This window comes from Campylobacter concisus, from assembly GCF_002165785.1.
Classification (GTDB): domain Bacteria; phylum Campylobacterota; class Campylobacteria; order Campylobacterales; family Campylobacteraceae; genus Campylobacter_A; species Campylobacter_A concisus_W.
On the sequence record NZ_NDYO01000004.1, the window covers coordinates 168,650 to 181,147 of the forward strand.

The following is a 12,498-nucleotide window of genomic DNA, read 5'->3' on the forward strand; positions in this document are numbered from 1 at the left end:
GAGATCAAATGAATATCGTCATAGTAGAAGATGACATCAATATGCGAAAGTCGCTTGAGATCGCACTTGGCGAGTATGAAGAGCTAAATGTCAAAAGTTATAAAACAGCTGTTGAAGCTCTAAAAAAAATAGATAACGAAACTGATCTAATAATAACTGATATAAATATGCCAAAAATGGATGGACTTGAGTTCATTAAAGAGCTAAATGACAAATTTGACGTCATCATCATGACTGGAAATGCTACGCTAAATAAGGCAATCGAAAGTGTAAGGCTTGGTGTAAAGGACTTTTTAACTAAGCCATTTGACGTCTCAACGCTTTACGAGGCGATAAAAAGGGTGCAGACACTAAAGCAAAAGACTCCAAAAACTATAAAAAAAGTAGAAATAAAAAGCGAAAATAACGGCTTTTTAGCCACCTCAAAGGTACTTGAAACTACGCTCAATATCGCGCTAAAAGCGGCAAGAACGGATGCTTCAGTCATGCTTAGTGGCGAAAGTGGCGTTGGCAAGGAGGTTTTTGCTAAATTTATCCACGCAAACTCACCTAGAAAAGATGCGGCATTTATCGCTCTAAATATGGCAGCGATCCCTGAAAATTTGATAGAAAGTGAGCTTTTTGGCTTTGAAAAGGGCGCATTTACTGATGCAGTCACAACCAAACAAGGGCAGTTTGAGCTGGCAAATGGCGGAACGCTATTTTTAGATGAGATCGGCGAGATGCCCATAAATTTACAACCAAAGCTGCTTCGTGCCTTGCAGGAGCGCGAGATAACAAGACTTGGAGCTACAAAGAGCGAAAAGATAGATGTTCGCATCATCTGTGCTACAAACGCAAATTTAGAGCTTGCAATGAAGGAAGGTAGGTTTAGAGAGGATCTTTTCTACCGCCTAAACACGATCCCGCTTTTCATCCCGCCACTTCGCGAGCGAAAAGATGAAATTTTACCTATCGCGCAGGATGCTTTGGACAAATGCTGTAAAGAGTATGGCTTTGAGGCTAAAAATTTCTCAAAAGCAGCAAAAGAGGAGCTTTTGAGCTACGACTATCCAGGCAACATAAGAGAGCTCATTTCAGTAGTGCAGCGTGCAGCGATACTAAGCGAGGGCGATGAAATTTTTCCAAAAGATCTATTTTTACAAGCCAGAAGCAAAAAATAGCCATAAATTTAAGTAAAATTACGAAAATTAAAAAAGATAAGGAGAGCAGATGAGAAAATTTAACGTAGCTGTCGTTGGTGCTACTGGAGCGGTCGGCGAAGAGCTTTTTAGAGTTATGGAAGAGGTTGATTTCCCAGTTGGAGAGCTTTTGCCGCTTGCTAGTGCAAAAAGTGCTGGTAGCGAGATCGAATTTAATGGCAAATATTACAAAGTAAAAGAGCTAACCGAAAAAGTTTTTAGCGAGCATGAGATAGATATTGCTTTTTTTAGTGCGGGCGGTTCAGTCTCAGAAAAATTTGCCAAATTTGCAGCTGATAGTGGCGCAGTAGTCATCGATAACACCAGCCATTTTAGGATGGATAAAGACATCCCTCTTGTTGTGCCAGAGTGTAATCCAAGCGACATTGCTATGTGGAAAAATCGCGGTATCATCGCAAATCCAAACTGCTCGACTATCCAAATGGTACAAATTTTAAAACCATTAAACGACGCTTTTAGTATCAATAGAGTCGATGTTTCTACATACCAAGCAGCAAGCGGTGCTGGCAAAGAGGGCATGGAAGAGCTTGTCGTTCAGATGCAAAAATTCTTTGAGTTTAAGCTTGATGAGTGCGAGCCAAAGGTATTTGCGCACCGCCTAGCACTAAATGTGATCCCTCACATCGATGTCTTTTTGGACAATGACTACACAAAAGAAGAGATGAAAATGGTCAATGAGACGCAAAAAATTCTTCACAAAGATATCGAAGTTAGCGCTACCTGTGTGCGTGTGCCAGTGCTTAGAAGCCACTCTGAGGCGATCACCATCCACTTTGACAAAGATGTGAGCGCAGATACAGCAAGAGAAATTTTAAGCAAAGCTCCAAGCGTCGTTGTAGTCGATAATCCAGCAAATAAAGAGTATCCGATGCCTATCATTTCAAGCGATACAAATGAGACTTATGTTGGTAGGATCAGAGTTGATAATTACAGACCTAATGTGCTTCATCTTTGGTGTAGTGCCGATCAGATCCGCGTAGGAGCTGCGACAAATGCCGTCAGGATCGCACAAAAGTGGATTGCAATGCAAGAGTAAATAAAAAGGATTTTTATTGCGTAAGATATTTGAAAAAATTTTGCTTGCTAGCAACAGCTTTACACTTTTTCCAGTAGTTTTTGGACTTTTAGGTGCGATCGTACTTTTTATCATTGCAAGCTATGACGTCGGCAAGGTACTTTTAGAGGTTTATAAATATTTTTTTGCTGCAGATTTTCATGTTGAAAATTTCCACTCAGAAGTTGTCGGTGAGATAGTTGGAGCGATCGATCTATACTTGATGGCACTTGTTCTTTATATATTTAGCTTTGGAATTTACGAGCTTTTCATCTCAGAGATCACACAGCTAAAACAGTCAAAGCAGAGCAAGGTACTTGAAGTGCATTCACTTGATGAGCTAAAAGATAAGCTTGGCAAAGTGATCGTCATGGTCTTAATCGTAAATTTCTTCCAAAGGGTGCTTCACGCAAACTTCACAACTCCGCTTGAGATGGCCTATCTTGCGGTTTCTATCCTTGCACTTTGCCTTGGACTTTACTTCCTTCACAAGGGAGATCACTAAAATTTTAAGCGTTTTTACGCTTAAAATTTCTCCTACATCTTTTCTTTAGCTATTTTTAGGTAATATCCATTTAAAAATTTAAAGGAAATTTAATGATTTTTATAGACGCTTGTCTTAAAAAACCTACCCCTTATACGCCTGTTTGGATGATGCGCCAAGCTGGTAGATATTTGCCAGAGTATATGCGAGTACGCGCGCAAGCAGGGGATTTTTTATCACTTTGTAAAGACTACAAAAAGGCTAGTGAAGTCACACTTCAGCCAGTTGAAATTCTTGGCGTTGATGCAGCGATTTTATTTAGCGATATCTTGGTCGTGCCTCTTGAAATGGGCATGGATCTACGTTTTGAAAAGGGAGAAGGGCCAGTTTTTACAGAGCCTTTGCGTGATAAAGCTGCACTTGACGTACTTAGTATCGAAAAATCGACTAAAAATTTAGCATACGTCTACGATACGATCAAGCTCACAAGAGAAAATTTAGCCAAAGATAAGGCGCTAATTGGCTTTTGTGGCGCACCTTGGACGATAGCTACATATATGATAGAGGGTGGCGGCAGCAAAAACTATGCGATCTGCAAAAAGATGCTCTATCAAAATCCAGAATTTTTACATCAAATTTTAGAAAAAGTGACGCAAGCGCTCATCCTTTACGTCAAAGAGCAGATAAAAGCTGGCGTAAATGCGGTGCAAATTTTTGATAGCTGGGCGGCTGCACTTGAAGAGCAGGCATATTTTGAGTTTGGATTTAACTACATAAACAAGATAGTTGATAGCGTCAAGGCTGAATTCCCAGAGATCCCAGTCATCGTTTTCCCAAAAGGTATAAGTGGATATTTAGATAAAATTTCAGGTAAATTTGACGTTTTTGGCGTTGATTGGAGCACGCCGATCGATCTAGCAAAAGAAAAACTTAGCCCAAGATACGTCCTTCAGGGCAATATGGAGCCAACAAGGCTTTATAGCAAAAAAGCGATCGATGAAGGTGTGGATAAAATTTTAAGCACGATGAAAGGCGCGCCTCACATTTTTAACCTTGGTCATGGGATCTTGCCTGATGTGCCAGTTGAAAACGCAAAATATTTCATAAAAGAGGTTCAAAGAAAAAGTGCAAGATAGCACTCCAGTCTTTGGGCCGATAAATTCGCGCCGTTTTGGCATGAGCCTTGGCATCGATCTAAGCCCAAAGCAAAAATCATGTAATTTTGACTGTGTTTATTGTGAACTAAAGGGCGCAAAGCCAGTTGAAGAGATAGAAAATCCACCAAGTGTTGATGGGATCATAAGCGCTTTAAAAGAAGCTTTAAAAGTTCATCAAAATATCGACGTCATCACGCTTACAGCAAATGGCGAGCCAACTCTTTATCCGCACTTAAAAGAGCTGGTGGCAAAAGCAAATGAGATAAAAGGCAGGGCAAAAACTCTAATCCTAAGCAACGGCTCAGGCGCGAGAGATCAAAAAATTTGTGACGCGCTACATGGGCTTGATATAGTGAAATTTAGCCTTGATAGCGCCGTGCAAAGCACATTTAAAAAGATAGACCGCAACAAAAGTGGCATAGAAGTTAGTGAGCTTATAGAGGCAATGGCTAAATTTCGCAAGGACTTTAAGGGTGAGCTTGTACTTGAAATTTTGGTCGTAGCTGGATTTAACGACAAAGAAGAGGAATTTATAGCGCTTAATGAGGCTATAAATGAGATAGCTCCGCACCGAGTGGATGTGGGCACGATAGATCGTCCGCCAGCTTACAACGTAAAAGGCGTTGATGCTAGTAGGCTTGAAGAGCTTGCAAACAAGATAAAAGGCGTGCCAGTCACCATAGCTAGGGCTCATAAGATAGAGCAAAAGTATAACTTTAGTGAGGATGAAATTTTAGAAATGCTAAGGCGTCGTCCGCAAACTATCGCAAATGTTGAAGAGAATTTTTCTGACTCTTCAAAGCAAACTCTAGCAAAATTCTTGCAACAAGATGTGGTTTATCTAGCAGATGTTGCTGGAGTAAAATTTTACAAACTAAGAGCATAAATGAAAAGAATCCTTACAATACAAGACATCTCATGCGTTGGCAAATGCTCCCTTACCGTCGCGCTTCCGATAATTAGCGCTCAAGGCGTTGAGGCGTGTATATTGCCTACTGCGCTACTTTCGACTCATACTGGCTTTAAAAATTTCACATTTCGTGATCTGACTGATGAATTTGACGCGGTAACACAAGTATGGCACAAAGAAAATATCACATTTGATGGAATTTATACTGGATTTTTAGGTAGCTTTAGTCAGCTTGAGCTGATAGAGAAAATTTTTAATGAGTTTAATGACTCTGCTCCACTAATACTTGTAGATCCTTGCATGGGCGACAATGGCAAGCTCTATCACGGATTTGATGAAAAATTTGTTATGAAAATGCGCGAACTTTGCTCAAAAGCTCATGTTATTACGCCAAATATAACCGAAGCAAGCTTTATGTGCGGGATGCCGTTTTTAGGCAGTGACTATACGCAAGATTATATTTTAGAGTTGCTTGAAGGCTTAGCTAGCTTTGGAGCTAGAAAGATCGTATTAAAGGGTATTAGATACAAGCAAAATGAATGTGGCATCATAGCTTACGACGCAAAGACAAAAGAGAAAGTAGAGTATTTTCACGAGTTTTTGCCATTTCACACGAGTGGAACCGGAGATATATTTGCTTCTGTGCTTTTTGGCTCACTCATAAATGGCGAAAGCATGCAAAATGCCATCAAAAAGGCAGCAAACTTTGTGCTTAGTAGCATTAAAGTCACGCTAAAAGATAAGAGTCGTGCATGGTATGGTGTGCAGTTTGAAAAGGTGCTTGGCACTCTTTCAAAATAGGCTAGCAAACTACTTATTTAAAATTTTTAATAACACAACGATATGGCAAAGATTTATATCTTTGCTAGCTGTTAGAAGTGCTATATCGCCATGCTCTTTTTCTAGTTTTTTTAGCATTTTAAAGCAAGATTGCGCTTTTTCATTATCAAGCTCGAGCTCAAATTTCTCACAAAACTCATCAAATCTAGCTTCTCTATCTTTATGAAACCACTCTCTTAAAGTAGTGCTTGGTGTAATATCTTTTAACCAAAGGAAATTTGAAAATATCTCTTTTCTTATACCTCTTGGATAGAGTCTATCAACAAAAGCCGCCTTCATATCCAAACTATCATCTTTGATAAAATCATAAATTCTATAAGCTTTAAACATGTTGTGATTGTAGTCCTATAATGTTTATAAATAAAAAAATATTCTTAGTTATCTTATATTTTTTATACTTGTTTAAATTTTAAGGTTTGTAAAATCAAAGCTTAAAATTTTGATTGTGGCGATAAGAATTAAATTAGGGCTAGAAAAAGTCCTAAAAAGAATAAATTTAAATTAAAGCTCGTTTTGATAAAATCCCAACATAAAAATCACTAAAAAGGTTATCATTATGAGAGGCTATAAAATTTTCTCAGGAACGGCTAATATTGAGCTTTCAAAGAAAATTTCGCAATATCTTTCACTTCCTCTTAGCGAGGCAAGTATAAAAAGATTTAGCGATGGAGAGATCAGCGTGCAAATCGGCGAGAGCGTGCGCGGAAAAGATGTTTTTGTCATTCAGCCAACATGTGCACCGACAAATACAAATTTAATGGAGCTGCTTATTTTAACTGATGCTTTAAGACGTAGTAGTGCAAGCTCAATAACAGCGATCGTGCCTTACTTTGGCTATGCTAGACAAGATAGAAAAGCAGCCCCTAGAGTGCCGATCACTGCAAAGCTAGTGGCGAACATGATGCAAACAGCAGGTATCGATAGAGTCGTCACTATGGATCTTCACGCAGGACAAATTCAAGGATTTTTTGATATTCCGGTTGATAACCTTTATGGAAGTATCATTTTTAATGACTATGTAAGAGCTAAAAATTTACCAAATCCAATCGTTGCAAGTCCTGATGTAGGCGGCGTGGCTCGTGCTAGGGCTTTGGCTAAAAATCTAAATCTTGACATGGTTATCGTAGATAAACGTCGCGAAAAAGCAAACGAGAGCGAAGTGATGAATATAATCGGTGACGTAAATGGCAAAGATGTGATTTTAGTCGATGATATGATCGATACAGCTGGTACGATCGTAAAAGCAGCTGAAATTTTTAAAGAGCGTGGCGCAACTAGTGTTATGGCATTTTGCACGCATCCAGTTCTTAGCGGACCAGCTTACGATAGGCTAAGACTAGGCTTTTTAGATGAACTAGTGGTAACAGATACGATACCTTTAGCAGAGGAGCTTCCTTGTATAAAAGTGTTAAGCGCAGCTTCTTTATTTGGCGAAGTGATACGTCGTGTATATCACAATGAAAGCGTAAATAGCTTATTTTAATTAAAATTTTGGCTTTTGTTTTGAGCATTTCAGGCAAAAGCCAAATCTTTCAATGATTATTAGAATTTAATTTTTGATAGATCAAAATTTGTAGTAAAAAGATAGCCTCTATTTATAGCTGGAATTTTTAAAATTCTAGCCTTCTCTTTAAAAATTTTTGGCATTATGGCTTTGCAAAATGGAGTTACTAAAAGGTAAGTGTCTGCGTATCCGATAGCGATCTTGCCGCTTAGCACCACGCTTGTTTGCTTTGCTAAATTTGTGCTTAGCTCATCTTTTTGAGCTTTGCTTAGAAGCACGTTTAGCTCTTTTGCCGCCATATCAACGCCTCGTATCACATTACTATCATTTTTTATAATAAAAATTTCATCACTTATTTTTGTGATATTTGGTATTAAAATTTGTCTATCGGTTTCTAAAAACTCAAAGCTCTTTCGCACGCCACTAAAATATCTATCCAAAAATGGCTCACTAAAATTTAGCCGAACAAAGCTTCTTTTTAACTCGCCTTTTAAATTTGTCTCATCAATAAAATAGCGTAAATTTCTCTCGTCAAGATAGTTTTGAAGCTCTTTTTTGCGCAAATTTAAAAGTGGCCTAACTAACCAAAAGTGCTTTCTTTTTTCAAGATCGCTCATGCTAAAGAGCTCTTTTAGCCCAGCACCCTTACTAATCTGCATCAAAAACCACTCAAATTTATCGTCAAACTGATGCGCTAGGATCAAATTTTCGTAGCCAAATTTTTGGCAAATTTCTCCAAAAAACTCATATCTTGCCTCGCGCGCGTTTTTTTCAAAATTTGACTTATCTAAAAAAACGCTTTTGGTATAAATTTTTTTACCAAATTTATCTGCGAGCTCTTTTGCACTTTTTATTTCGTTTTTGCTTTGCTCTCGAACATTGTAATCAACTATCGCTAGATCAAATTTGATCCCAGCATCTTCTAAAATGTAAAAAAGTGCAGTGCTGTCTATACCGTGCGAGAATGCAAGCAGGTTTGCACCTGAGTTTAGCTTTTCTCGCACATTTTGGCTTATCATTTTGCTTTTTTGATGATTTTAGCGATTAGTTTTTGATCGACTACGTCGCTTGCTTCGCAAAGATAAAGCGAGCCTATCTCAAGCTCTTTTACGTCGCTTTCATTGATCAAAATTTCGCCGTCTATGTCTTTATCCCAGATATCTTTTTTGGCTGCGTAAAACATCTCACCCTCGCTACTTTCGCCCTCAAGAGAAGCATAAATTTGCTTACCTATCTCTTTTTGCAAGCTCTCATTTATCGATTTTTTGGTGATCTTTTCTATCTTGTTTAGTCTTTTTGAAATGATTTTGGCCGGGATTTGCTCCATTTCAAAAGATGCTGTGTCTTCTTCTTTCGAGTAGGCAAAGGCTGAAATTCTATCGAAATTAAACTCTTCTAAAAATTCGCAAAGCTCCTCAAAATCCTCCTCACTCTCTCCTGGATGACCCACGATGACACCAGTTCGTAAGAATGAATTCTCGGCATTCCTCATCAAATTTAAAATCTCTTTTATCTTTTTAGCGCCACTTCCACGCTTCATTATCTTTAGCATGTCTTCGCTGATGTGCTGGATAGGCATGTCAAAGTAGTTGTGAAAGATAGGCGAGGCGATGATACGCTCAATTAGCTCCTTACTAGTCGTGCTTGGATAGAGATAAAGTATCCTGGCACTCCTTACGCCCTTTATCTTTTCTATCTCGTCTATTAAATTTATAAGCCCGTCGCTAACGCCTTGATCGCGCATATATGAGCTTGAGTCTTGAGATAAAAAGCTAAAGTCGTAGTAGCCTTTTTTGACTAAATTCTTAACCTCATTTACGATGTTTTCAAGCGAGCGCGATTTTAGCTTGCCTTTAAAAGTTGGAATGGCACAAAAACTGCATTTTTGGTTACAGCCCTCTGAAATTTTGATGTAGGCGTGGTAGTTTGAGCCAGTTATCACACGCTCTTCATTTGCTTGCAGATAAGTTTGCGGACTAAATAAATTTTGCTTTTTCAAGATGATCTCATCGATCTTGTCGTAGTCAGCCACACCGGTAAAGAGATCGACCTCTGGTAGCTCTTTTATTAGCTCATCTTTATATCGCTGCATAAGACAGCCAGTCACTACTAGCAAGGAGCCATTCTTACGGGCTTCGTGCATCTCAAGTATGGTTTGGATACTCTCTTCTTTGGCGGATTTGATAAAGCCACAGGTATTTACGATGATAACGTCAGCGTCACTGATATCGTCTGTGATATCGTAGTTTTGTAATCTGCCAAGCATGATCTCAGAATCAACTAAATTTTTGTTACAGCCAAGTGAAATTAAGTGAAGTTTTGGCATTTTTATATCCAGATATTATCTATTAGTCTAGTTTTGCCAACATAAGCTGCTACTAAAATGATGGTGTTGCCTTTTTCTACTTTTGAAATTTCATTTAAATTTCTATCCGTAATAGCGACATAATCAACCTTTAGTGGCTCTAGCACTTCAAGCATCTTTGTTTTGATCTCGCTTGTGTCTTCCTCGCCATTTTGGATCAAATTTTGTGCTTTATTTAGTGATCTTGAAAGCCTTAGAGCATTACATTTATCTTCGTCACAGATATAGACGTTTCTACTTGAAAGCGCTAAGCCATCTGGCTCTCTAACGATATCGCAAGCCACTAGGCTGGTATTAAGAAAAAATGTCTTTATCATATTTTGCACGATGATTAATTGTTGTGTATCTTTTTTGCCCATATAGACGCTATTTGCACGAGTTAGGCGAAATAGCTTGTTTAGCACTCTTAGCACGCCATCAAAGTGGCCTGGCCTAGTTTTGCCCTCTAAGATGGCTGAAAATTTCTTTGGAGCGACGATTAGAGGTTCATCTTCAAAGTAAAGCTCATTAGCATCTGGGATAAAAATAGCACTAACGCCATTTTGCTCGCAAATTTTAATGTCGTTTTGCTCGTTTCTTGGATATTTGTCTAGATCTTCGCCTGGTAAAAATTGAGTTGGATTAACGAATGTTGAGACGATACTTATCTCATTTTCGTTCACGCATTTTTTAATAAGGCTAACATGTCCGTCATGAAGTGCGCCCATGGTCGGCACAAAACCGATCTTTGCGCTTGTGCTAGAGACGAAATTTTCAAGTTCTTTTATAGTTCTTATGATTTGCATTTTTGACTCTTTTTGTTTTAAAATTTAATTTGGCATTGTAACAAAAAAGGATTAAAAGGGCGTAAATTTAAAAATGTAAGCAACTTTTGGCTAAAATCGGCAAAAATTTTTTGGAGAAAAACTTGGATAGTTACGAATACAACGAGCTTTTAAAGAAGCTACAAACAAAAGTTGAAAACATAGGCTCTATCGTAAAGCCTGAAGAGATCAAGGCTAGACTAAAAGAGATCGAGGCCACCGAGCAAGACCCTGATTTTTGGCAAGATATCGCTAAAGCAGGGGCGCTAAATAAAGAAAAGACAAAAATTTCAAATATGCTTGCAAAATTTAACGATGCTCATCAAGCAGTTAGCGACGCAAAGGAGCTCTTTGAGCTAGCAAATTCTGAAAATGACGAGGAGACTATAAATTCTTTATTTGAAGATGCTAAAAATTTAGATGAAAAGATAGTAAATCTTGAAATTTCTATGCTTTTAAGTGGCGAAGATGATGGCAAAAATGCGATCGTATCAATCCATCCTGGAGCTGGTGGCACTGAGAGTAATGACTGGGCGAGCATGCTTTATAGGATGTATCTTAGATTTTGCGAGCGTGAGGGCTTTAAGGTCGAAACTCTAGACTTTCAAGAGGGCGAAGAGGCAGGGCTAAAGGATGTGAGCTTTATCGTAAAAGGTGAAAATGCTTATGGATACTTCAAAGCAGAAAATGGCATCCACAGGCTCGTTCGCACAAGCCCATTTGATAGTGCAGGACGCCGCCACACAAGCTTTTCTAGTGTCATGGTAAGCCCTGAAGTAGATGATGATATCGAGATCGAGATCGAAGAGAAAGATCTAAAGATAGATACTTATAGAGCTAGCGGCGCGGGCGGTCAGCACGTAAATAAAACAGAGTCAGCCATCCGTATCACGCATATGCCAACTGGCATCGTCGTGCAGTGCCAAAATGACCGCAGCCAGCATAAAAACAGAGCCACAGCGATGAAGATGCTAAAGTCTCGCCTTTACGAGCTTGAGCTGATGAAACAGCAAGAGGCGAGCAACAGCGTCGAAAAGAGCGAGATCGGCTGGGGACACCAGATAAGATCATACGTGCTTTTCCCATACCAGCAGGTAAAAGACAATCGCAGCGGCGAGGCATACTCACAAACTGATGCGATACTTGATGGAGATATCAAAAAGATGATAGAGGGCGTCTTGATCGCTCAAAAGGCTGAGGCATAGTAAATTTATAAAAAGAGATGAGAGCTAAAATTTCATCTCTTTTAGCTTCATGCACGCTTCTTCTTTGCCTTTAAAGCAAGCCTCATCAAGATAAATTCTTGCTTTTTTATAGTCATTTTTGCCTAGATAGATAAGCCCTAGATCGTAGCTGGCCTCGCTTGAGCCAAGGCTTGTGGCTTTTTCGTAAAAATATATCGCTTTTTCTAAATTTTTGTTTACACCAAGGCCATACTCGTAGATATATCCGGCACTTCTTAGGCCATCTATGTTGCCGTATCTGCCAGCTGTTTCAAACCAAAAAAGTGCTCTTAAGATATCTTTACTAAAGCCTTTGCCGTCACGAAAACAAACGCCAGTTTGTTGCATGGCAAGCACATTTCCATCTTTTGCATAATCATAAAATCTCTTGCAAGCTTTTGGATAGTTGCCTTCATTGTATAGATAGATGGCGTCTGCTATTTGCTCGACCTCTGGATCAAGTGGTAGCTCGCTAAGGCCAAAATTTTGTGAAATTTGATCTAACGAACATCCCCAAAATAGCAAAATACTAAATACAAAAATGATAAATTTTTTCATATTTGTCCTTGAAAATTTAGGCGATTTTATCCAATTTTATCTTATAATGCCCGCAAATTTTAAGCAAAAGGAACGATATGGATCATAATGCACTTTTAATCCAGCTTGGCTATAACGTCAATGAAACGACCACTGCTCAAATGTGTAGAATTTTAAACAATACTGATGGTCTTTTGCCAAAGAGCATAATCGAACTAAATGATCATTTAAAGCCACACCTTTGTTTTGTGGCGATGAGTGGAAGTGAAGATAGACTAAAGATAAAAAATGTAGCTACCGTTAATGAAATAAAAGAGCAAGTTGATGAAATCATAAAAAACTGGGCTAATAAATATAAAATGGAGCTAAAAAAGATAAATGAAACAACTTACTATATAATGGGAAAGATAAGGGACTAA

At 38.6% G+C, this 12,498-nt stretch carries 14 protein-coding genes; 9 read left to right on the forward strand and 5 right to left on the reverse strand.

Annotation, left to right across the window (positions count from 1 at the left end; genetic code table 11):
* Positions 1 to 8: 8 nt before the first annotated feature.
* The 6 genes from B9N62_RS03520 (at position 9) to B9N62_RS03545 (ending at position 5,608) form a co-directional block, all read left to right on the forward strand.
* Positions 9 to 1,163, forward strand: a complete 1,155-nt coding sequence (locus tag B9N62_RS03520) for a sigma-54-dependent transcriptional regulator (protein ID WP_087584392.1) — start codon at positions 9 to 11, stop codon at positions 1,161 to 1,163.
* A 49-nt stretch (positions 1,164 to 1,212) separates the two neighbouring features.
* Positions 1,213 to 2,238 (forward strand): aspartate-semialdehyde dehydrogenase, encoded by a 1,026-nt coding sequence (locus tag B9N62_RS03525; protein ID WP_087584393.1) that lies wholly within the window; start codon positions 1,213 to 1,215, stop codon positions 2,236 to 2,238.
* 16 nt (positions 2,239 to 2,254) lie between these two features.
* A complete protein-coding gene (locus B9N62_RS03530; protein ID WP_087584394.1) occupies positions 2,255 to 2,761 on the forward strand; it encodes a YqhA family protein in 507 nt (168 codons plus the stop codon).
* A gap of 92 nt (positions 2,762 to 2,853) precedes the next feature.
* Complete coding sequence (hemE, locus tag B9N62_RS03535) at positions 2,854 to 3,876, forward strand: uroporphyrinogen decarboxylase (RefSeq protein ID WP_087584395.1); 1,023 nt, start codon at positions 2,854 to 2,856, stop codon at positions 3,874 to 3,876.
* A complete protein-coding gene (locus tag B9N62_RS03540) occupies positions 3,866 to 4,783 on the forward strand; it encodes a radical SAM protein (protein WP_087584396.1) in 918 nt (305 codons plus the stop codon). The genes hemE and B9N62_RS03540 overlap by 11 nt, the downstream gene beginning before the upstream one ends.
* Entirely contained in the window at positions 4,784 to 5,608 is an 825-nt protein-coding gene (locus B9N62_RS03545; RefSeq protein WP_087584397.1) for a pyridoxamine kinase, read from the forward strand.
* 9 nt (positions 5,609 to 5,617) lie between these two features.
* Here the strand turns inward: B9N62_RS03545 and B9N62_RS03550 are convergent, their stop codons facing one another.
* On the reverse strand, positions 5,618 to 5,977 hold the full coding sequence (locus B9N62_RS03550) for a DUF488 domain-containing protein (protein ID WP_087584398.1): 360 nt from the start codon (positions 5,975 to 5,977) through the stop codon (positions 5,618 to 5,620).
* A gap of 226 nt (positions 5,978 to 6,203) precedes the next feature.
* Between B9N62_RS03550 and B9N62_RS03555 the strand changes: the two genes are divergently transcribed.
* Complete coding sequence (locus B9N62_RS03555; RefSeq protein ID WP_072594149.1) at positions 6,204 to 7,130, forward strand: ribose-phosphate pyrophosphokinase; 927 nt, start codon at positions 6,204 to 6,206, stop codon at positions 7,128 to 7,130.
* 59 nt (positions 7,131 to 7,189) lie between these two features.
* On the opposite strand, the gene tilS is transcribed toward B9N62_RS03555, so the two are convergent.
* Genes tilS through panC form a run of 3 tightly spaced genes read right to left on the reverse strand, consistent with a single transcriptional unit; the run spans position 7,190 to position 10,301 of the window.
* Positions 7,190 to 8,170: a tRNA lysidine(34) synthetase TilS gene (gene tilS / locus B9N62_RS03560; protein ID WP_087584399.1), complete on the reverse strand. Its 981-nt coding sequence runs from the start codon at positions 8,168 to 8,170 to the stop codon at positions 7,190 to 7,192.
* On the reverse strand, positions 8,167 to 9,477 hold the full coding sequence (rimO, locus tag B9N62_RS03565; protein WP_087584400.1) for a 30S ribosomal protein S12 methylthiotransferase RimO: 1,311 nt from the start codon (positions 9,475 to 9,477) through the stop codon (positions 8,167 to 8,169). Before rimO ends, tilS begins: the two co-directional genes overlap by 4 nt.
* A gap of 2 nt (positions 9,478 to 9,479) precedes the next feature.
* On the reverse strand, positions 9,480 to 10,301 hold the full coding sequence (gene panC, locus B9N62_RS03570) for a pantoate--beta-alanine ligase (RefSeq protein WP_087584401.1): 822 nt from the start codon (positions 10,299 to 10,301) through the stop codon (positions 9,480 to 9,482).
* 122 nt (positions 10,302 to 10,423) lie between these two features.
* Between panC and prfB the strand changes: the two genes are divergently transcribed.
* Positions 10,424 to 11,524 carry a peptide chain release factor 2 gene (prfB, locus tag B9N62_RS03575; protein WP_087584482.1) on the forward strand — a complete coding sequence of 367 codons (1,101 nt, stop codon included), beginning with the start codon at positions 10,424 to 10,426 and terminating at the stop codon, positions 11,522 to 11,524.
* A 24-nt stretch (positions 11,525 to 11,548) separates the two neighbouring features.
* On the opposite strand, the gene B9N62_RS03580 is transcribed toward prfB, so the two are convergent.
* Entirely contained in the window at positions 11,549 to 12,100 is a 552-nt protein-coding gene (locus tag B9N62_RS03580; protein WP_087584402.1) for a tetratricopeptide repeat protein, read from the reverse strand.
* Positions 12,101 to 12,177: 77 nt separating this feature from the next.
* Here B9N62_RS03580 and B9N62_RS03590 point away from each other — a divergent pair, with 77 nt between their 5' ends.
* A complete protein-coding gene (locus B9N62_RS03590; RefSeq protein ID WP_087584403.1) occupies positions 12,178 to 12,498 on the forward strand; it encodes a type II secretion system protein in 321 nt (106 codons plus the stop codon).

Excerpts from the sequence above, each read along its gene's own strand:
- B9N62_RS03520 (WP_087584392.1), top strand. The coding sequence starts at position 9 with ATGAATATCGTCATAGTAGAAGATGACATCAATATGCGAAAGTCGCTT.
- B9N62_RS03525 (WP_087584393.1), top strand. The coding sequence starts at position 1,213 with ATGAGAAAATTTAACGTAGCTGTCGTTGGTGCTACTGGAGCGGTCGGC.
- hemE (WP_087584395.1), top strand. The coding sequence starts at position 2,854 with ATGATTTTTATAGACGCTTGTCTTAAAAAACCTACCCCTTATACGCCT.
- B9N62_RS03545 (WP_087584397.1), top strand. The coding sequence starts at position 4,784 with ATGAAAAGAATCCTTACAATACAAGACATCTCATGCGTTGGCAAATGC.
- B9N62_RS03550 (WP_087584398.1), bottom strand. The coding sequence starts at position 5,977 with ATGTTTAAAGCTTATAGAATTTATGATTTTATCAAAGATGATAGTTTG.
- B9N62_RS03555 (WP_072594149.1), top strand. The coding sequence starts at position 6,204 with ATGAGAGGCTATAAAATTTTCTCAGGAACGGCTAATATTGAGCTTTCA.
- tilS (WP_087584399.1), bottom strand. The coding sequence starts at position 8,170 with ATGATAAGCCAAAATGTGCGAGAAAAGCTAAACTCAGGTGCAAACCTG.
- rimO (WP_087584400.1), bottom strand. The coding sequence starts at position 9,477 with ATGCCAAAACTTCACTTAATTTCACTTGGCTGTAACAAAAATTTAGTT.
- panC (WP_087584401.1), bottom strand. The coding sequence starts at position 10,301 with ATGCAAATCATAAGAACTATAAAAGAACTTGAAAATTTCGTCTCTAGC.
- B9N62_RS03580 (WP_087584402.1), bottom strand. The coding sequence starts at position 12,100 with ATGAAAAAATTTATCATTTTTGTATTTAGTATTTTGCTATTTTGGGGA.
- B9N62_RS03590 (WP_087584403.1), top strand. The coding sequence starts at position 12,178 with ATGGATCATAATGCACTTTTAATCCAGCTTGGCTATAACGTCAATGAA.